Source organism: Bacteroides sp. GD17, assembly GCF_038448625.1.
GTDB lineage: Bacteria > Bacteroidota > Bacteroidia > Bacteroidales > Bacteroidaceae > Bacteroides.
Window position 1 is genome coordinate 146,331 of sequence record NZ_JBCEZS010000003.1, and the last position, 20,056, is coordinate 166,386.

Below are 20,056 nucleotides of genomic sequence, written 5' to 3' on the forward strand. Positions count from 1 at the left end.
TCAGGCTTTTTACATTAAAACAAGAACGATTATGAATAAAACAAAAATCGGAATATTCCTTTCATTGATGCTGGTGTTAGGCTTCTGCTCTTCCTGTAAGGAGCAGAGATCGAACAACAAGTTGTTGCTGAATGAAGTGCTGATTGAAAATGAAAGCAACTTCCAGGATGACTACGGCTTGCACAACGCATGGATTGAAATATTCAACAGATCATTCGGTAGTGCCGACCTTGCGGGTTGCTACTTGAAGTGCAGTAGTCAGCCGGGCGACACAATCAGTTATTTTATCCCTAAAGGTGACATCCTGACTGTGGTAAAACCTCGTCAGCATGCATTGTTCTGGGCTGATGGAGAACCCAAACGGGGTACATTCCACACCAATTTCAAGCTGGACGCCCAAAATTCTAACTGGATTGGTTTATATGACTCCGGTAAGAAACTGTTGGACCAGGTTACAATACCTGCCGGTACATTGAAAGCTAACCAATCGTATGCTCGCGTCAGCGATGCAGCCGAGAATTGGGAAGTGAAGGGTGCAAGTGAAGATAAATATGTGACTCCGAGCACTAATAACAAAACCATCGACAGCAATGCCAAGATGGAAAAGTTTGAAGAGCATGACAGTGTAGGTATCGGTATGGCTATTTCTGCTATGAGTGTGGTATTCTGCGGATTGATTCTTCTTTTCCTTTCCTTCAAAATTGTAGGCAAGGTATCTGTAAGCCTCAGCGCACGCAATGCCATGAAGGCAAAAGGTATCACCGACAAGCAAGAAGCCAAGGAAAAACAATTAGGTCAGGCTCCGGGCGAAGTATTCGCTGCCATTGCCATGGCTATGCACGAAATGCAGAGCGACGTACACGATGTGGAAGATACTGTGCTTACCATCACCCGCGTAAAACGCAGCTATTCACCGTGGAGTTCCAAGATTTATACATTGCGTGAAACCCCTCACAGAAAGTAAAGTTACCTATAAAAAGATAAAACGATGAAAGAATATAAATATAAAATTAACGGTAACACATATAAGGTTGCCATTGGAGATATTGAAGATAATATCGCTCATGTAGAAGTGAACGGTACGCCCTATAAGGTTGAAATGGAGAAGGCACCGAAAGTAGCCATGAAACCGGTAGTTCGTCCGGTTTCCACTGCTCCGGCTGCTCCTACCACTCAGGTTGTTAAGCCTGCTGCAGCTTCTACCGGCAAGTCCGGCGTGAAGTCTCCGCTGCCCGGTGTAATCCTCGACATTAAGGTTAATGTAGGCGATACAGTGAAAAAAGGGCAAGTCATCATCATTCTGGAAGCAATGAAGATGGAAAACAATATCAATGCCGACAAGGATGGTAAGATTACCGCTATTAATGTAAGTAAAGGAGATTCGGTTCTCGAAGGTACTGACCTCGTAATTATTGAATAATATGGGAGAATTTATCACATTTTTAGGAAACAACCTTGCCGACTTCTGGACTTATACGGGTTTTGCCAATGCAACGGTGGGACACGTCGTCATGCTCCTGGTAGGTTTGTTCTTCATATACCTGGCTGTTGCCAAGGAATTTGAACCGATGCTGCTGATTCCTATCGGTTTCGGTATGCTCATCGGTAATATCCCCTTCAATATGGATGCCGGACTGAAAGTGGGTATCTATGAGGAAGGTTCTGTACTTAACATTCTGTATCAGGGAGTAACCTCCGGCTGGTATCCGCCACTCATTTTCCTGGGTATCGGTGCCATGACGGACTTCTCCGCCTTGATATCGAACCCGAAGCTGATGCTGGTAGGTGCTGCCGCCCAATTCGGTATTTTCGGTGCGTATATGATTGCCCTTGCAATAGGATTCGATCCGATGCAAGCCGGTGCAATCGGTATCATCGGTGGTGCCGATGGTCCGACCGCTATCTTCCTTTCTTCCAAGCTGGCTCCTAACCTGATGGGTGCTATTGCGGTATCAGCCTACTCATACATGGCGTTGGTACCGGTGATACAACCGCCTATCATGCGATGGCTGACCAGTAAGAACGAACGTCTCATCCGCATGAAACCGCCGCGCGTTGTATCTCATACGGAGAAGGTAATATTCCCGATTGTAGGTCTGTTGCTTACTACGTTCCTGGTACCGTCCGGTCTGCCTTTGCTGGGTATGCTGTTCTTCGGTAACCTGTTGAAAGAAAGTGGTGTGACACGTCGTTTGGCAAATACTGCCAGTGGTCCGTTGATTGATACGATCACCATCCTGCTCGGTCTGACGGTAGGTGCTTCTACACAAGCATCTGAGTTCCTGACACTGGATTCAATCAAGATCTTCGGTCTCGGTGCATTGTCATTCGTTATTGCCACTGCATCCGGTGTACTCTTCGTGAAACTCTTTAACATCTTCTTGAAGAAGGGCAACAAGATTAATCCGTTGATCGGTAATGCCGGTGTATCTGCCGTGCCCGACTCTGCACGTATCTCTCAGGTAGTTGGTTTGGAATACGACCCGACGAACTACTTGCTGATGCATGCTATGGGTCCGAACGTAGCAGGTGTAATCGGTTCTGCCGTAGCAGCCGGTATCTTGCTGGGATTCTTGATGTAGCCGCATTCGGAATTAATAAATACAATATGAAGCGCTCTTTCCTTTACGGGAAGGGCGCTTCTTTTATTCGTTAATCTATCTAAAACACATTACGATTATTTCGTAAATTCATTCTTTTTAGTAACTTGCACGCAGTTTTACTACACTCTAAAGACAAATAATATGAGAAAACTTCTTATCTCCTTATGTCTCAGCGCTTGTTGCTCCTTCCTGGCAGCACAGAATATCAACCCTATTCAGGAAGCAATGGCTAATTATGATTACGAAACGGCACTGTCCCTCATTGAACAGGAAACGCCGACTATCCCACTGCTCTACCAAAAAGGGAAAGCATTGAAAGGTTTAGGAAGCAATGACAAGGCTTTACTGGTATTCCAGGAAATCGTAGCGCAAGATTCTTTGAATCCCCGTGCTTATATTGAAGCTGCCGAATGTAGTAAATCTCTGGCTAAATACAGAGAAGCATTGGATTATTACCAAAGCGCATTAAAACTGAATCCGGACAATAAATATGTACGCCTCCAATACATCAGCCTGCTGATGGGCATGAAAAGATACAAGGAATCTCTGGAAGAAAGTAACCTGCTGGCAGAGAAAGACAGTTCTGCCTATGTGCTGCACCTAAGGGCTGAAAGCATGAGTCACGTCTACGACAATTCCGAAATTATGCGTGTAATAGAAGCCTACCAGGATATACAGAGAAGATACCCTGAAGATTATCTGTCGGCTGCCAAACTCGGAAATATATATGTGGCAGGACGCCAGCTTGAAGATGCGATAGAAATAACAGAAAAATATCGCACCATAGACTCCACCAACATCCTCGTGAATCGTGTCAATGCGCAAGCCTACTGCCTGAACAAAGACTATCCAAAGGCAATAGAAAGGTACGAACAACTGCTTCAAGAGCAAGACAGCACCTTCCAGACCTGCTTTTACGCCGGAATCAGCTACTATGCCATCGAAGACTTCTACCCGGCACACGACTTGCTGGAACGGGCTCTCAAGGATGACGGCACCAACATCAACGTGCTCTACTATCTGGGACGCGCCTGCTCCAAGACTTCGTGGAAAGATGAAGGTGTGGAATATCTGAAAACAGCCGTCAACATAGCCATGCCCGGCGACAGCGTTATGTCACGCCTCTATGTGGGACTTGCAGACTGCTACAAAATGGCATTCCAATTCCAGGAACAAGCAAATACCCTCCTGGAGCAATACAATGAATACGACCGGAACAATCATAAACTGCTATACGACGCCGCCTTCGTCTATTATTATCAACTAAAGAATGTTCCCAAAGCCGAGCAATGCCTGGAAGCCTATCTGAAAACCCGCCCGAAGAGCGGTAAGGGAGCCGTACAAGAAGTAGATAGTGACGGAGTACCCATCATCGGAGAAAACAATCGGTATAATGCTGCCGAAAACTGGTTGAAAGACATCCGGGAACGTCGGAAAAAGGAAGATTTCTTCAAAGGAAAAGTCGATACAGCCAACGTTGCTCCGATAAAATAAGGAGTTACTGAAAACGTTTGCATAATATAATAAAGTATAGTTAGCGGAGAAAGACCAACTTTCTCCGCTATTTGTTTTAAATTAGCACAAAAATAACCGTAAAACGACTATCATGAAAAAAGTATTCTTAATTCTGGGAACAATCCTACTTTCCCTCAGCACGTATGCAGCTATGAACGTTAACAAAATTGATCCTCCGTTTTGGTATGCCGGAATGCAGAATCCCGAACTGCAATTGATGGTGTATGGCGAGGGTATCGGAAATGCGTCGGTATCCGTCAACTACCCGGGCGTATCATTGAGCAGTACAGTCAAGCTGGAAAGCAACAATTATTTGCTGGTTTATCTGAAACTGGACAAAGACGTAAAACCCGGCAAGATGACTCTTACCTTCACCGAAGGCAAGAAGAAACTCGTGAAGGAATATGAGTTAAAGGCCCGTGCCAAGAAAGGTTGCGAGCACAAAGGCTTCGATGCCTCCGATGCTCTGTACCTGCTGATGCCCGACCGCTTTGCCAACGGTAATCCGGACAACGACCAGATTCCCGGCATGGCCGAATACAAAGTAGACCGCAACGATCCCAATGCCCGCCACGGCGGCGACCTCGCCGGCATCGAACAGCACCTCGATTATTTCTCCGATTTAGGAATAACCGCTCTCTGGTTCACTCCGGTACTGGAAAACGATATGACCGGCGGTTCCTACCACGGTTATGCCACCACCGACTACTACAAAGTAGACCCGCGTTTCGGCACTAACGAAGAATACAAGCAGTTGATTGAAAAATCTCATGCACGCGGCATCAAGATTGTAATGGATATGATCTTCAACCATTGCGGCGTAGAACATGTTTGGATCAAGGACATGCCTTCTAAAGATTGGTTCAACAACCCGGATCATGAAAAGAACTTCGTACAGACTTCCTTCAAATTGACTCCGCATGTAGATCCTTATACCTCCAAATATGACTTCGACCAGATGAACGACGGTTGGTTTGTAACTGCTATGCCGGACCTCAACCAAAAGAACCCGCACGTATACCGCTACCTGGTTCAGAATAGTTTCTGGTGGATTGAGTACGCCAGCATCGACGGCATCCGCATGGACACTTATCCGTATGCAGACTATGACGCCATGAGCAACTGGATGAAAGAACTGAACGAAGAATATCCCAACTACAACACCGTAGGTGAAACCTGGGTTACCGAACCTGCCTACACTGCCTGGTGGCAAATGGATTCCAAACTGTCCGCCCCCAAGAACAGTAATCTGAAAACCGTTATGGACTTCAGCTTCTTCGACAAAATAAATATCGCCAAGACAGAAGAGACAGAAACCTGGTTCAAAGGTCTGGATCGTGTATACAACAATTTTGCTTACGACTTCCTCTACCCCAACCCTGCTTCCGTGCTGGCTTTCATCGAGAACCACGACACCGACCGCTTCCTGGGCGAAGGCGACAACCTCCCGATGCTGAAACAAGCCTCTACCCTACTACTCACCACCCGCCGTATTCCGCAACTTTACTACGGAACAGAAATCATGATGAATGGCGTAAAGAGCAAAAGCGACGGCTACGTCCGCAAGGACTTCCCCGGTGGCTGGGCCGACGATAAAGAGACTGCACTGACCACCGAAGGACGCAGCAAACTACAGAATGATTGCTATAACTTCTACAAGACCTTATTGAACTGGCGCAAAGGCAACGATGTCATTGCCAAAGGCAGTATGGTACAGTTCATGGTTCAGAACGGCGTATATGCCTATGCCCGCCAATACGAAGGCAAAACCGTATTCGTGATGCTGAACGGAACAGATACCGAAACCACCGTACCCTTGAAATTCTACAAAGAAGTGCTGAAAGACAGCAAACAAGGAAAAGATATCCTTAGTGGTAAGACCATTGCTTTCGATGAAGAGTTGAAGATGGCACCGAGGGAATCGCTGGTGATTGAATTATAAATGGGAATTTACCAGCGTAGCGCTGGAGCAAGGTTTCCATTCGGATTACTTGCGCAGCAATGCCTGAAAGGCTTCCAGCTATCAGCCCAGGGCAACGCCCTGGGTTTAAGAACGCCCCTTCACCTTACGCCCTGAAAGGGCATAAGATTGTATAACGGGCTTTTGCCCTTTCAGGGCGCAGAGATAGAGGTGCATTATTACCCAGGGCGTTGCCCTGGGCTAATAGATAAAAGCCTTTCAGGCTTGCTGCGCTAAAGCTTTGCTGCGCTAAATTATCATTTTCCTCTTGCAATAATAAAATTTAGCCCTTGCAATAAATTCATATTGCAAGGGCTAATTGTTTTTAATATAATTGGAAACTTAGCTCTTATTCAGCCAGCTTATTGTCTGAACCAAGTACATTGATGATTTTGTGCTTGTACAGTTTCTCCATATTGTCACGAGCCGGGCCCAGATACTTACGCGGGTCGAATTCTGCCGGTTTCTCAGCAAATACTTTGCGAATAGCAGCGGTCATAGCCAGACGAGAGTCTGAGTCGATGTTGATCTTGCAAACTGCAGACTTGGCAGCCTTACGCAATTCTTCTTCGGGAATACCGATAGCAGCCTTCAATGCACCACCATATTTGTTGATTGTCTCAACTTCTTCTTCGGGAACTGAAGAAGAACCGTGCAGTACGATAGGGAAGCCCGGAAGTTCTTTCATTACAGCATCCAATACGTTGAATGCCAACGGAGGAGGAACCATACGGCCAGTTGCCGGATCGATGTGGCACTGTTCCGGAGTGAATTTGTAAGCACCGTGAGAAGTACCGATAGAGATAGCCAAGCTGTCGCAACCAGTCTTAGTAACGAAGTCTACTACTTCATCAGGTTCAGTATAAGTGTGGTGGTCAGAAGAAACTTCGTCTTCTACACCTGCCAATACACCGAGTTCACCTTCTACAGTTACATCGAATTGGTGAGCATATTCTACGACCTTCTTAGTCAGAGCAACGTTTTCATCATAAGGCAGATGAGAACCGTCGATCATTACTGAAGAGAAGCCAGAGTCAATACAAGACTTGCAAGTTTCGAAAGTATCTCCGTGATCGAGGTGAAGAACGATCTCAGGATGTGCGCAACCCAATTCTTTAGCATATTCTACAGCACCTTGAGCCATGTAACGCAGCAAAGTAGCATTGGCATACTGACGAGCACCTTTAGAAACCTGAAGAATCACAGGAGATTTAGTTTCTACAGCAGCCTTGATGATGGCTTGCATCTGTTCCATATTGTTGAAGTTGAATGCCGGAATAGCATATCCACCCTTAATAGCCTTAGCAAACATATCTCTCGTGTTTACCAGTCCTAAATCTTTGTAATTTACCATTTTGTTTAAAGTTTATTGTTAGTGAATAAAAATTCTACGCAAAAGTAATCATTATCCTTTAAAAAGAATAGCAAGACTACGATAAATTATTGCATATTGCCCTTCAAATAAAATCTATTTCAAAGCTATTGCAGGTATTTAACAATATATTGTAATCTCCATGTTACATTATGCGTCATTATATTTGCCATTCCCGGCTTTTTTGATTAACATTGTAGCCGAAACCACATTACGAGAATATAATAATAACCACATTCTTATGAAAAACAAACTTACACTATTAGGAGCATGTTGTCTTGGACTTCTGACTGCATGCCAGCCCCAGCCTCAAGTCAGCGAATGGATCAGTACTACTTACTCGCAACCCTGGCAGACGCTTCCGACAAGTAACATTACACAAGAGGTGACTGAGAACGTCATAAAAATCAATACATCCCAAACGGCACAAGCCATTGAAGGCTTCGGCACCTGCTTCAACGAATTGGGATGGACTTCCTTAAACCTGCTGGACAGCAACGAACGCGAAGACATTTTAAACGAAATGTTCACCCCGGGTGCAGGAGCCAACTTTAAAATCTGCCGTATGCCGGTAGCTGCCAATGACTTCTCCATTGACTGGTACTCATACAACGAAACCGATGGCGATTTCGAGATGAAAAACTTTTCAATAGAAAACGACCGGAAGACACTTATTCCGTTTATCAATGCCGCCAAACAATTCAACCCCGACATTCGGATATGGGCTTCTCCCTGGTGTCCGCCTACGTGGATGAAATACAACAAGCACTATGCCAGCCGCTCCACTCCCTCGGCAGCACGCCAGCTCAGCGACCGGGCAAAGTCGGGCGAAAGCACCTATATGTATAAGGTGATAGACAACGAACTGCCGGAAGACAGGCAAGGTGCAGAAGGTACGGATATGTTCATCCAGGATGACAAGTATATGGAAGCATACGCTTTATACTTCTCCAAATTCATCGATGCATACCGTGCCGAGAACATAGACATATTTGCCGTAATGCCTCAGAACGAATTCAATTCGGCTCAGATATTTCCAAGTTGTTGCTGGACTGCCAAAGGTCTGGCAAAATTCGTCGGTCAGTATTTAGGACCGGCCATGGAGGCTAAAGGAGTAGACGTTATGTTTGGAACAATGGAGCGCCCGAATGTGGCATTGGTAGATACGATTCTGCAGGATAAGGATTGCGCCCGCTACATAAAAGGAGTAGGTTTTCAGTGGGCCGGCAAAGATGCACTTCCCGGAGTATACCAAAAATATCCGGACATGAAACTGTATCAGACGGAACAAGAATGCGGCGACGGAAAGAATGACTGGAAAGGCGCCCTCCATTCATGGGATTTGATGAAACATTACCTCAACAATGGCGTATCGGTATATACTTACTGGAACACATCGCTTTTGAAAGGCGGTATCAGCCGCTGGGGGTGGGCACAAAATTCATTGGTAGTGGTCGATGATTCTACGCGTACCTATACTTATACTCCGGAATATTATGTGATGAAGCATGCCAGTCATTATGTGCTTTCCGGCGCACGGCGCATAGAGTTGGATGGCAATTATAAAGATGCGCTGTGTTTTATCAATCCGGATAAAAGTATTGTATTGATTGCAGGAAATTCGGAAGGAACAGAGCAAAAGGTAACTATCAATATTGAAGGAAATAACTATACGGCTTCTTTGCCGGCTAATTCACTGAATACGCTTGTAATCAATAAGTAAAAACACTTTCCTTGTTTTTATTTATTAGCTAGTATATCTATCTGTCATTCAGAGCGAAGCGAAGAATCTACTCTCCTTTGTAAAGGGTGAAGGGATTCTTCGCTTCGCTCTGAATGACAGATACTTTGTTTATTTTCTCAAATAGATTATCGTCGGCAAATGGTCACTGTACCCATTCAGCCAGGTTCTTCCACCGTGCGTGCGGAGTGGAGAGCCTTTATATTTTCCATCCTGCTGAATCAGATAATCGCGTATAAACACCTCGTTATGGTCATAACGTAATCCTTTCTTTGCCTTCAACAGCGGTTTTGAAATAACAATCTGGTCGAACAGATTCCATTTACCCCGATAAAGCAATGTTCCTACACCTTTATCTTCCAATGTTTCCCACCAGGGATTAAAGAACTCACCTTTCTTCACCTGCTTCGGATATTTACGTGCCCCAAGTTCCTGCATGCTCTCATCCATAGGATCATCATTCATATCTCCCATCACAATGAGTTTCAGCTTTTTGTCTTCACGCATCAGTGAATCTTTCAACGCCTTCACCTGCTTGGCAGCATGTACACGTACCGGAGACTGGGCTCCTCGTGACGGCCAGTGATTGACAATGACGCAGACACGCTCTCCAGCCAACTGCCCGTCTACAATCAGGAAACCACGTGTCAAGTGCACCGTATCACCTTGGAAAGGGGTAGAAAGCACCAATTTGGAGTCAGTAATGCTGAACTGTTTCGGATCATATAATAATGCACAATCTATGCCCCGCTTGTCCGGTCCTTCATAATGCACAAACTCATAATTAGAAATAGCAGGCTGTTTCACCAAATCAGTCAGCACATTGCGATTCTCCACCTCTGCCACCCCGATAAAGGCCGGTCCCTCCGGCACCAGGTCGCGCGAAAGAGAACCGAGGACTTTAGCCAGATTCTTCAGTTTGGCTTCATATTTCTTCGCCGTCCATTGATAACTTCCATCAGGCAAGAACTCATAATCATTCTTACCGACATCATGAATCGTATCAAATAAATTTTCAAGATTATAGAACGCGACACTATACAGTTCCCGTTCCGTATTCTGTGCTCCCAAAGTAGTAATGCAGAGCAAGAAAGAGAATAAAATAAGTAGTTTCTTCATAAATTTAAAAGATTAATTCCCTGCAAAAATCAGAAATAAAACGAGATAAACCTATTTTTTCTTGAAACTTTTTTCCCGTTTCAGAGAAATCCATTATCTTTGCAGCTCGAAAAAGACCATTACACTATTTATTACCAAAATAGTAACAGAATATAAATTTTAAAAACAAATATCGAAATGAAAAAAGGTATTCATCCTGAAAATTACCGTCCGGTAGTATTCAAAGATATGTCAAATGGTGATGTATTCTTGTCTCGTTCTACTTGCAACACGAAAGAGACTATTGAATTCGAAGGTGAAACTTATCCGTTGGTAAAACTTGAAATCTCCAGCACTTCTCACCCGTTCTACACTGGTAAGTCTAAGTTGGTCGATACAGCAGGACGCGTTGATAAGTTCATGAGCCGCTACGGCAACCGCAAGAAATAAATAGCCTTAAAAGCTAAAAAAGGGAGGTTTTGACAAAAGCCTCCCTTTTTTGTTGGGATAAAAGATACACCTATTACTTTTATTATCTATCTTTGTAAAGAGATGATACACGTGCAAGCTAACAACACAGTGCAATGCTAATAATATGAAAAGCTACATATTTCTGATTATAACATTCTTCACCCTTTTATTGCCATCGCCGATAAGAGCGGAGAAAACAATAGAATTCCAGCCGGATTCCATTCCTTCCATATTTGCAGAATTGAAAGAATACCGTTATCAGCGAGCTGCCTATCTATCACGGTGGAACGAAATCAAAAAAAAGATCGATAACCAAATAGGAAACCGTGATATTGATTTATACTATTTGTATCAAGATCGCAATTACTTCCATTATTATCAAGGTGATGTGGACAGCGTAAAAAAGTACACACCTATCATCAAAGATATCTGTCAACGCTTGAATTACGAAAAAGGTTACTATAGAAACTGGTACTATTTATGTATGAGCATTATATTCTCCCAAAATGACCAGAAAGAAATAGAGGAAGTAAATAAGATGTATAATGAGGCCAATTCTAAAAAGAGTAAAATTGGCTTAGCATTTAGCCTCAATGTCTTAGGAGACTTTTACGGCACTGAAGGAGATTATGAAAAGGCGAAACCTTATATAGAGCAAGCCATGCAACTGTTCGAAGAACTTAAATACTGGAGTGAATACAGTACACTGACAGCCAACTACATAACTATTTTAGAATTTATGAAACAGCTGCCTGAGGCCAAGCAGACTTTCTATCATCTGGACTCGCTGGCCAATGCATTTTCTGATGGGAAACCATTAATGAAGCCTGTTACTATTGCTATGATTAAAGATATGGCTGCCAATGTATTCACAAGTCTCCAAGACACTTCCACGCTGAAAAAGTATATGAAAGAAATAGATGATTTGTACAAAGAGTACCCCAATACCCCCCGTATGTACCTGTACAACACCAAAGAAAAATATGCTACGATCAAAAACGACATGTCCACCGTCATCGCTTATCAAGATTCCGGAGCCCACTACTATAAAAGCGTTCACGATATGGTCAACCTCAAAAGGATGTATCACAACATGGCATTCAACCTATATGAAATAGGCAAATACAAAGAAGCTTTTGATGTGATGAATACCTATGCCACATTGGGTGATTCACTCGTCAAAGCAGACACGCGACAGCAACTCAACGAGCTATCTACCCGTTACAACATGAACAAACTGGAACTGGAAGCCCAAAAGTCCAGTCTGAAAGCGCGTAATATTCAGTTCATCTATGCGTGTGTCCTCATTTTTGTATTGCTATGTACCCTGGTCATCGGAGTAAAGTTCTACCTGCACAAGCTGAAAGTAAACCGCATTCTGCAAAAGCAAACCGACGAACTGAAACAAGCCAATGAAAGAGTACAGCAGGCGCAAATTATTAAAACTGCTTTCATACAGAACATGAACCATGAAATACGCACTCCGCTGAACTCCATTGTAGGCTTCTCCGAATGCCTCTCGCAAATACAAATGAGCCCGGAAGAAATCAAGGAAATCAGTGGTACCATCAAGAAGAACAGCGACAACTTATTGAAAATAATCAGCGACATACTCTACATCGCTAACCTCGACAGCGAGAGTGAAACATTGCAATGTGAAGATATTTCTGTTGACGCCTGTTGCCGTACCATCATTCACGAAATGTCCGAACACACCCAACCGGGTGTAAAGTTGTTCTATACTCCGGGAAATACAAATCTGATATTCTCTTCCAATGAGTATGTCATTCACCAAATAATCAGCAACTTGCTGCATAATGCACTGAAATTCACAACGAACGGTGAAGTAGAACTGAAATATGAAGTGGATGAAAAAGAAGAAAAATTGTACTTCTATGTACGGGATACAGGTCCCGGCGTTAGCAGCGAATTGAAAGAAAAAATATTCGAGCGCTTCTATAAAGTAGACAGCTTTGTCCCCGGCGCCGGACTCGGATTAGCTTTATGCCGCATCCTGGCAGAGCGCATTGGAGCACGTATCTATTTGGATGACAATTACCATCCGGGATGTCTGTTTGTCGTTGAGCATCCATTGCGGCAATCGGCACCGGAGAGAAACGAAGAGTAATACATTCATTTATAGGGGAATTCCTACCATAGAATAGGAAAAAAGATAGGAAGGGGAGAAAAACCTTTCCTATTTTTGTATCATCAAAATCATAAATCACAATAATCATGAAACGATTTGCCAGCCTACTTATGTTGACAATCCTTGGCATCACGGCAGGATTCGCCCAACCAAGGAAAGATTTAAGCGGCGTCATCGCCGTCAGAGGAGAACTGAAGAAAGAGTACCAGAATGTACCGGCCGGAACTCCTATCGTTATCCGGCGGGTAGTGCAGATGAAAAAATCCAGCGAATATGGCAACAATATCTGTTATGCCATTGAGCTCAATGGTATGCAAGTAGCAATCCCAGTAGAGGAAGCGGGAATAATCAGCCTCTCGGCTCCTGAAACAGACCAGGAGTTCTGGCAGCAAGTCTACCTGAAAAATCACCTCTACGAATACTTCAATAAACGCGGATACAAAAATAAGTTGCGCCAGGAGATTGATGAGGAGTGCCTGGACTACTTGGATAAATTGGGTGAGATAGCCTATCAAGACGATTATCTCACTTCATACGCACAAGGTGTATTTGCCAAATTGAATTCCATCATCATCGATCCCAAACGGAAGGAGAATCTGAATATACGTGTCATACAGTCTCCTGAACCGGATGCCTTTATGCTTCCCAACGGCTCCATGGTTATCAGTACGGGACTTATTTGCACCCTCGACTCTGAAGACGAACTGGCCGCCGTCATAGCCTGTGAACTGTCGCACTTCGTACTCGATCACCAGGTAGACAACATCTATCGCGCCGAACGCCGCGCCAAACGTGCCGCCTTCTGGGCAGATGTCTTTGCCGCAACTTCCGAAGGTGCCCTCGACGTAGCATATTGGAATGATGACGACAATGCCTATGCCGTCAGCCTGGTTTCCGATATCGGATTTATCGCATCTTTACTGAGTATCCCGGCAACCGACCGCTTGGGTATGAAATACAAAGCCGGACAAGAGTTCATATCCGACCGGATAGCACGTGATTTATTGGTATTCAAAGGCTATAATCCCGATGGAGTGGCATCGGCCCTTGGCAAGATTATCGGTTACTATAGTCTGCAACAACGCAGCGACGATATTCCCCGCTATGGCAGCATAGGCAATCTGAAAAAACGTATCGAAAAGTCCGGCGAAGCTCATAGTCTGAGCAGTCGGCCTTATCTCAGGGCTACCAGCGATGTCGTCACCTTCAATGCGGCCATGAACTATGCCAATAAGCGCTACAAAGAAGCTGCCCGACTGATAAGCAAAAACATGGACAATAAGTTTGCTACGGACAATGACTATATCATTTACGTAAAGGCGCAGATGGCTTTGTCGAATACAGAAGAGATCAATAACCAATGCCTCGCCCTGCTCGACAAAGCTCAGGAACTGGCAGGCACCAGTCCTAACCTGGACATATACAAGCAAAGAGTCCTGCTCCTGATGCGCATGAACAAGCAAGCCAAAGCAGCCGATATCTTAAAAGAATACATCACCCGGCTTTCAGAATATCATGATCAGGGTATAGAAGGGGAAGAAAAGGAATGGACAAAGAAAGAAATAGGTTGGGCAAGCCAAATGCTGGATAAAATAAATAGAATTTAGCGAACAAAGCGCACTAAGAAACAATAAGCAGATAGTAGTTGACCACTATCTGCTTATTAGTAATTATCACTTGCGGAACGGCGGTTTTACCACTACCGCTTTCAATTTACGTCCCCGCATATCAATACAGATTTCAGTTCCAACCTTACTATATTCGGGTTTTACATATCCCATACCGATACCTATCTTGCGAGTAGGAGACATTGTACCGGAAGTAACTACACCAATAGCAGTACCATCTGCATTGTACAATTCGTAACCATGGCGCGGAATACCGCGATCCACCATTTCAAAACCTACCAGCTTGCGGACTGTACCCTCTGCCTTCTGCTTCTCCAGCATCGGACGATTAGTAAAGTTCTTACCTTCCGTAAACTTGGTAATCCATCCCAAACCGGCTTCTATAGGCGAAGTGGTATCATCCAGGTCATTGCCGTACAAACAGAACCCCATCTCGAGGCGAAGCGTATCGCGTGCACCCAAACCTACGGGTTTGATGCCAAACTCAGCACCTGCTTCGAACACAGCATCCCAAATCTTCATGGCAGCATCGGGATAGAAATAAAGTTCGAATCCACCTGCACCTGTATATCCGGTATTGGAAATAATGACATCTTTCTCACCGGCAAACTCACCATGCGTAAAGGTATAATACGGAAGGTCGGAGAGATTGATAGAAGTCAGTTTCTGCAAAGCAAGAATAGCTTTCGGCCCTTGCACGGCAAGCTGTGCCATACGGTCGGAAGCATTTTCCAACTCGGCACCCTCTGTATTATGAGAAACGCACCAATTCCAGTCTTTCTCAATATTGGAAGCATTAACAACGAGAAGGTATTTCTCCGGTTCGTAATGATAGACAAGAAGATCATCTACAATACCGCCGTCTTCGTTGGGGAAGCAGGTATATTGAACCTTACCCGGAGTGAGGGCGGCAACATTATTGGACGTCACTTTCTGCAGGAAGTCCAGGGCATGAGGGCCTTTCACCCAGAATTCTCCCATGTGGGAAACATCGAACACGCCGACACTCTGGCAAACAGTGAGATGTTCGTCAATAATGCCGGAATATTCGATAGGCATATTGTATCCCGCAAACTCGTGCATCTTAGCACCGAGCGAGATGTGTTTTTCGGTAAATGGAGTAGATTTCATGATAATAAATTTAAGTTGGAAGTTATAAGTTATGAGTTATTTGCTGGCTACGAGTTCGGCAATCTTCACAATGACATTCATAGCTTTCTCCATGCTCTGGATAGGCACGAACTCATAGCGCCCGTGGAAGTTCAGACCACCGGCAAAGATATTGGGGCATGGCAAACCTTTGAAAGAAAGCTGTGCACCGTCCGTACCTCCGCGGATAGCCTTTACATGAGGCTCTACGCCTACTGCTTTCATGGCGGCAAAAGCGGTGTCGATGATATGCATCACCGGTTCAATCTGCTCGCGCATATTATAGTATTGGTCATGAAGATCGAGGATGGCAGTACCTTCGCCATATTCGGCATTGATTTTCCGTACAAGGTGTTCCACTTCCTTCTTGCGACTTTCAAAACGGGCACGGTCGTGGTCGCGGATAATATAAGAAACGGTAGTTTGCTCCACGTCACCGGTAATTCCGATAAGATGGTAGAAACCTTCGTAACCTTCGGTATGTTCGGGAGTTTCATGGCTGGGAAGCATAGCCATAAAGCGATTGGCCACACGGATAGAATTTATCATCTTATGCTTGGCATAACCCGGATGTACATTGCGTCCCTTAAAGGTTATCTTGGCAGCCGCTGCATTGAAGTTCTCGAATTCGAGTTCGCCCAGTTCGCCGCCATCCATGGTATAGGCCCATTCACAACCGAATTTCTCCACATCGAACTTATGTGCACCCAGACCGATTTCTTCATCGGGATTGAAACCGACACGAATTTTGCCGTGCTTGATTTCGGGATGCTCCTTCAAGTAAACCACAGCCGATACGATCTCGGCAATACCAGCTTTATCGTCGGCACCAAGCAGGGTCTTGCCATTGGTCACAATCAGGTCTTCACCTTTATGATCAAGCAATTCGGGAAATTGTGCAGGAGAAAGAATAACATTCTCTTCAGCGCAGAGCACAATGTCCGTACCGTCGTAATTCTCTACAATACGCGGAGATACATCTTTGCCGCTCATATCGGGGCTCGTGTCCATGTGGGCTATGAAACCGATGGTAGGCAACGGTTTATCCGTGTTGGCAGGAAGCGTGGCAAAAAGATAGCCGTTCTCGTCCAACGAAATTTCCTCCAAGCCCAAGGACTCTAATTCTTCTTTCAAATACTTGGCAAAAACCATTTGCCCCGGAGTACTCGGAGTCACTCCACTCTCTTCATTCGACTGGGTATCGAAGCTTACGTACTTTAAAAAACGTTCTACTAAAGTCATATCATTATTATTTTGAGTAGTTAACAACATATTTATCTGCCGTAAAGGTAAAAAAAGGGGCGTGAACTGCCAAGCAATTCACGCCCCTTTTTTATTTATCAACGACAATTTGTCAATCAGAAATGGCTGCTACCATCAAAGCAATGTGTACACACCTTACACTTAGGCAATCCGATAGCTTCTACTAAGGTTTCCAGCGTATTGAACTTCAAGGAAGAAAGTCCGAAACGCTCGCGGATCACATCTACCATCTTCTCGTACTCGGGAGATCCGGTAGTGGCATACTTTTCAAGATTCTTGTTCTCATCGCCTTCCAGCTCCTTGATAACGCGGCGGGTGATAAGTTCCAAATCTCCCTTGGATGCCGTAAAGCCAACGAACGGACAACTATAAATCAGCGGCGGACAAGCGATGCGGATATGCACCTCTTTGGCACCATATTCATACAATACTTTTACATTATCGCGCAACTGCGTGCCACGGACAATAGAGTCGTCGCAGAACAGCAGGCGCTTGCCTTCGAGCATGGCGCGATTGGGAATCAATTTCATCTTCGCTACCAGCGAACGCAATTCCTGCTTGCTGGGAGTGAAGCTGCGGGGCCACGTCGGAGTGTATTTGGAGATAGCACGATGATAGGGCACCCCTTTACCTTCAGCATACCCTAAAGCCATACCCACACCGGAATCAGGAATACCACAGGCACAGTCTACTTCAGATTCATCCGTCTGTCCCATCTTAAAGCCGGACGTAAAACGCGCTTCTTCCACATTCTTGCCTTCGTAGCAGGAAGTAGGGAAACCGTAATACACCCACAAGAACGAACAAATCTGCATCTCTTCATTGGGTTTGCGCAACTGCTCCACACCATCGGCACGCAAATGGACAATCTCACCCGGTCCGAGGTAGCGGTCTATTTCGTAGTCCAGATTGGGGAAACTGCTCGACTCGCTCGTGGCTGCATAAGCACCTTCTTTTTTACCGATAACGATAGGGGTACGTCCCCACTGGTCGCGGGCGGCGATAATACCGTCTTCGGTAAGCAGCAGCAGGGAACATGAGCCTTTAATATGCTTGAATACGTTTTCGATACCTTCTACGAAGGTTTTGCCTTGTATAATAAGGAGGGCGATAAGTTCTGTTTGATTGGTCTTGCCGGAGCTGAGTTCGGCGAAATGCATATTCTGCGCCAGAAGGTCTTTTTCTAACTCCTGGAGATTCACTATTTTAGCGACTGTAACGATGGCAAAACGCCCGAGGTGAGAATTCAATATAAGTGGCTGAGGGTCCGTATCACTGATGATACCAATACCGGAATTACCTTTGAACTTATCCAGTTCGTCTTCAAACTTCGTGCGGAAATAGGTGCTTTCCAAGTTGTGAATGGAGCGGGTAAAGACGGCTCCTTCAGAGTCGTACGTAGCCAATCCACCACGTTTTGTACCTAAATGCGAATTATAATCTGTACCGTAAAACAGATCTGCCACGCAACTTGCCTTGGCTACTGTTCCGAAAAAACCTCCCATAAATTTCTTGTTTGTTATTGATTGCTAAAATTAACGAGTGCAAAGGTACAAAGAAGTTTCCTTGTTCGCGTCATTTTCTACCTACACAAATTCTAAAAAAACTTATTTTCGCAGACTGAGCCGAACTCCGCGAAGCACCGCTTGTTTATAATAAATAAAAAGATTTTATGGTCGTTCAGGTTGATAACAGACAAGAAGTTGACGAAACAGACGGGCTACCCTTCCCACAACGTTTGTGGGCAATAGTAGCCATCGCCTTCGCACTATGTATGTCGGTACTCGACATCAATATAAGTAACGTAATCCTCCCTACCCTTTCGCACGACTTCGGTACTTCACCTTCCATGTCTACCTGGATTGTCAACGGCTACCAGCTCGCTATCGTAGTCTCTCTACTCTCCTTTTCGTCTTTGGGCGAAATATTCGGTTACCGGAAAATCTTCATATTCGGCGTAACCTTCTTTTGTATCACTTCACTGATGTGTGCATTGTCCGATTCTTTCTGGACACTGACCGCCGCCCGTGTATTTCAAGGGTTCAGTGCATCGGCCATCACAAGTGTGAACACCGCATTGTTACGACAGATTTATCCTAAGAACCGGATAGGGCGCGGAATGGGCATTAACGCAATGGTCATCGCCATATCGGCAGCAGCAGGTCCGTCAGTGGCCAGCGGTGTCTTGTCGATAGCATCGTGGCATTGGCTGTTTGCTATCAATCTGCCTTTGGGTATTGTAGCACTGGTGTTGGGCATCAAATATTTACCCCGCCCCAAGGGAGCATCGAAACGCAAGTTCGATACGAAGAGTGCCATTGCCAATGCCGTCACCTTCGGGCTGCTGATTTATACGCTGGATGGTTTTGCACATCATGAACGTTACGATTATCTGATACTTCAACTGATTGTGTTGGGAGTAGTCGGAACATATTATGTACGTCGCCAATTGGGACAGGAGTCTCCCCTGCTGCCATTGGATTTATTGAAGATACCTATTTTCAGACTGTCGATACTGACCTCCGTCTGTTCGTTCACGGCGCAGATGCTGGCGATGATCTCATTGCCTTTCTTCCTGCAAAACACTCTGGGGCATAGCGAAGTGATGACCGGCCTGCTGTTGACGCCGTGGCCGCTTGCCACACTGATTACCGCCCCCCTTGCCGGATACTTGATAGAGCGTATCCATCCGGGAATATTGGGAAGTATCGGCATGGTGATATTCGGCATCGGGCTTTTCTCGCTTTCGAGTCTGAGCACGGAGTCCACCGTCATCAGCATCATTTGGAGGCTGGCACTTTGCGGAGCAGGATTCGGTATCTTCCAGACTCCGAACAACAGTACCATCATTTCTTCCGCACCGGCCAAGCGTTCGGGAGGTGCCAGCGGAATGATGGGAATGGCCCGATTGATGGGACAAACGTTGGGAACAACGTTCGTGGCGCTCTTGTTCAGTTGGGTAGTGGCAGACAGGAGCACGGCGGTTTGTCTGATAACCGGCAGTGTGTTTGCCCTGGTTGCTGCTGTAGTAAGCAGTCTCAGATTATCAGAAGCATCTGTTTTCAAGTCCCAAAAGAAGTAAATAGAAACAGAACGCCCCGCAGAGC

General features: G+C 45.1%; 15 protein-coding genes. 10 read left to right on the forward strand and 5 right to left on the reverse strand.

Annotated elements, in window-relative coordinates:
- Positions 1 to 31: 31 nt before the first annotated feature.
- The 5 genes from AAE250_RS06140 (at position 32) to AAE250_RS06160 (ending at position 6,060) form a co-directional block, all read left to right on the forward strand.
- Positions 32 to 964 carry an OadG family transporter subunit gene (locus tag AAE250_RS06140; protein ID WP_294600604.1) on the forward strand — a complete coding sequence of 311 codons (933 nt, stop codon included), beginning with the start codon at positions 32 to 34 and terminating at the stop codon, positions 962 to 964.
- Positions 965 to 988: 24 nt separating this feature from the next.
- The gene (locus tag AAE250_RS06145; RefSeq protein WP_294600602.1) at positions 989 to 1,420 is read left to right on the forward strand and encodes an acetyl-CoA carboxylase biotin carboxyl carrier protein; all 432 of its coding nucleotides are present in this window, start codon (positions 989 to 991) and stop codon (positions 1,418 to 1,420) included.
- A gap of 1 nt (position 1,421) precedes the next feature.
- Positions 1,422 to 2,582: a sodium ion-translocating decarboxylase subunit beta gene (locus AAE250_RS06150; RefSeq protein ID WP_294600600.1), complete on the forward strand. Its 1,161-nt coding sequence runs from the start codon at positions 1,422 to 1,424 to the stop codon at positions 2,580 to 2,582.
- Positions 2,583 to 2,744: 162 nt separating this feature from the next.
- Positions 2,745 to 4,097 (forward strand): tetratricopeptide repeat protein, encoded by a 1,353-nt coding sequence (locus tag AAE250_RS06155; protein ID WP_294600598.1) that lies wholly within the window; start codon positions 2,745 to 2,747, stop codon positions 4,095 to 4,097.
- A 112-nt stretch (positions 4,098 to 4,209) separates the two neighbouring features.
- Complete coding sequence (locus AAE250_RS06160; RefSeq protein ID WP_294600596.1) at positions 4,210 to 6,060, forward strand: glycoside hydrolase family 13 protein; 1,851 nt, start codon at positions 4,210 to 4,212, stop codon at positions 6,058 to 6,060.
- A gap of 367 nt (positions 6,061 to 6,427) precedes the next feature.
- On the opposite strand, the gene AAE250_RS06165 is transcribed toward AAE250_RS06160, so the two are convergent.
- Positions 6,428 to 7,432, reverse strand: a complete 1,005-nt coding sequence (locus AAE250_RS06165) for a class II fructose-bisphosphate aldolase (protein ID WP_294600594.1) — start codon at positions 7,430 to 7,432, stop codon at positions 6,428 to 6,430.
- A gap of 259 nt (positions 7,433 to 7,691) precedes the next feature.
- Between AAE250_RS06165 and AAE250_RS06170 the strand changes: the two genes are divergently transcribed.
- Positions 7,692 to 9,173: a glycoside hydrolase family 30 protein gene (locus AAE250_RS06170; protein WP_294600592.1), complete on the forward strand. Its 1,482-nt coding sequence runs from the start codon at positions 7,692 to 7,694 to the stop codon at positions 9,171 to 9,173.
- 129 nt (positions 9,174 to 9,302) lie between these two features.
- Here AAE250_RS06170 and AAE250_RS06175 read toward each other — a convergent pair whose 3' ends face one another.
- On the reverse strand, positions 9,303 to 10,310 hold the full coding sequence (locus AAE250_RS06175; RefSeq protein ID WP_294600590.1) for an endonuclease/exonuclease/phosphatase family protein: 1,008 nt from the start codon (positions 10,308 to 10,310) through the stop codon (positions 9,303 to 9,305).
- Between the two features lie 177 nt (positions 10,311 to 10,487).
- On the opposite strand from AAE250_RS06175, the gene AAE250_RS06180 reads away from it, so the two are divergent.
- The 3 genes from AAE250_RS06180 to AAE250_RS06190 all read left to right on the forward strand — a co-directional run bounded on the left by AAE250_RS06180 (position 10,488) and on the right by AAE250_RS06190 (position 14,516).
- Complete coding sequence (locus AAE250_RS06180) at positions 10,488 to 10,739, forward strand: type B 50S ribosomal protein L31 (RefSeq protein ID WP_005835945.1); 252 nt, start codon at positions 10,488 to 10,490, stop codon at positions 10,737 to 10,739.
- 145 nt (positions 10,740 to 10,884) lie between these two features.
- A complete protein-coding gene (locus AAE250_RS06185; RefSeq protein WP_294600576.1) occupies positions 10,885 to 12,888 on the forward strand; it encodes a sensor histidine kinase in 2,004 nt (667 codons plus the stop codon).
- Between the two features lie 107 nt (positions 12,889 to 12,995).
- Positions 12,996 to 14,516 (forward strand): M48 family metallopeptidase, encoded by a 1,521-nt coding sequence (locus tag AAE250_RS06190; protein ID WP_294600574.1) that lies wholly within the window; start codon positions 12,996 to 12,998, stop codon positions 14,514 to 14,516.
- Between the two features lie 66 nt (positions 14,517 to 14,582).
- Here AAE250_RS06190 and gcvT read toward each other — a convergent pair whose 3' ends face one another.
- The 3 genes from gcvT to AAE250_RS06205 form a co-directional block, all read right to left on the reverse strand.
- A complete protein-coding gene (gcvT, locus tag AAE250_RS06195) occupies positions 14,583 to 15,668 on the reverse strand; it encodes a glycine cleavage system aminomethyltransferase GcvT (RefSeq protein ID WP_294600572.1) in 1,086 nt (361 codons plus the stop codon).
- Positions 15,669 to 15,704: 36 nt separating this feature from the next.
- Entirely contained in the window at positions 15,705 to 16,928 is a 1,224-nt protein-coding gene (gene pepT / locus AAE250_RS06200; protein ID WP_294600570.1) for a peptidase T, read from the reverse strand.
- A 116-nt stretch (positions 16,929 to 17,044) separates the two neighbouring features.
- Positions 17,045 to 18,454, reverse strand: a complete 1,410-nt coding sequence (locus tag AAE250_RS06205) for an amidophosphoribosyltransferase (protein ID WP_294600568.1) — start codon at positions 18,452 to 18,454, stop codon at positions 17,045 to 17,047.
- A gap of 167 nt (positions 18,455 to 18,621) precedes the next feature.
- Here AAE250_RS06205 and AAE250_RS06210 point away from each other — a divergent pair, with 167 nt between their 5' ends.
- A complete protein-coding gene (locus AAE250_RS06210) occupies positions 18,622 to 20,031 on the forward strand; it encodes an MFS transporter (protein WP_294600566.1) in 1,410 nt (469 codons plus the stop codon).
- Positions 20,032 to 20,056 lie beyond the last annotated feature (25 nt).

What these genes read in the sequence shown, in the direction of transcription:
- AAE250_RS06175 (WP_294600590.1), bottom strand. Translation starts at nt 10,310, where the DNA reads ATGAAGAAACTACTTATTTTATTCTCTTTCTTGCTCTGCATTACTACT.
- AAE250_RS06155 (WP_294600598.1), top strand. Translation starts at nt 2,745, where the DNA reads ATGAGAAAACTTCTTATCTCCTTATGTCTCAGCGCTTGTTGCTCCTTC.
- AAE250_RS06140 (WP_294600604.1), top strand. Translation starts at nt 32, where the DNA reads ATGAATAAAACAAAAATCGGAATATTCCTTTCATTGATGCTGGTGTTA.
- AAE250_RS06190 (WP_294600574.1), top strand. Translation starts at nt 12,996, where the DNA reads ATGAAACGATTTGCCAGCCTACTTATGTTGACAATCCTTGGCATCACG.
- pepT (WP_294600570.1), bottom strand. Translation starts at nt 16,928, where the DNA reads ATGACTTTAGTAGAACGTTTTTTAAAGTACGTAAGCTTCGATACCCAG.
- gcvT (WP_294600572.1), bottom strand. Translation starts at nt 15,668, where the DNA reads ATGAAATCTACTCCATTTACCGAAAAACACATCTCGCTCGGTGCTAAG.
- AAE250_RS06185 (WP_294600576.1), top strand. Translation starts at nt 10,885, where the DNA reads ATGAAAAGCTACATATTTCTGATTATAACATTCTTCACCCTTTTATTG.
- AAE250_RS06145 (WP_294600602.1), top strand. Translation starts at nt 989, where the DNA reads ATGAAAGAATATAAATATAAAATTAACGGTAACACATATAAGGTTGCC.
- AAE250_RS06165 (WP_294600594.1), bottom strand. Translation starts at nt 7,432, where the DNA reads ATGGTAAATTACAAAGATTTAGGACTGGTAAACACGAGAGATATGTTT.
- AAE250_RS06180 (WP_005835945.1), top strand. Translation starts at nt 10,488, where the DNA reads ATGAAAAAAGGTATTCATCCTGAAAATTACCGTCCGGTAGTATTCAAA.
- AAE250_RS06160 (WP_294600596.1), top strand. Translation starts at nt 4,210, where the DNA reads ATGAAAAAAGTATTCTTAATTCTGGGAACAATCCTACTTTCCCTCAGC.
- AAE250_RS06210 (WP_294600566.1), top strand. Translation starts at nt 18,622, where the DNA reads ATGGTCGTTCAGGTTGATAACAGACAAGAAGTTGACGAAACAGACGGG.
- AAE250_RS06205 (WP_294600568.1), bottom strand. Translation starts at nt 18,454, where the DNA reads ATGGGAGGTTTTTTCGGAACAGTAGCCAAGGCAAGTTGCGTGGCAGAT.
- AAE250_RS06150 (WP_294600600.1), top strand. Translation starts at nt 1,422, where the DNA reads ATGGGAGAATTTATCACATTTTTAGGAAACAACCTTGCCGACTTCTGG.
- AAE250_RS06170 (WP_294600592.1), top strand. Translation starts at nt 7,692, where the DNA reads ATGAAAAACAAACTTACACTATTAGGAGCATGTTGTCTTGGACTTCTG.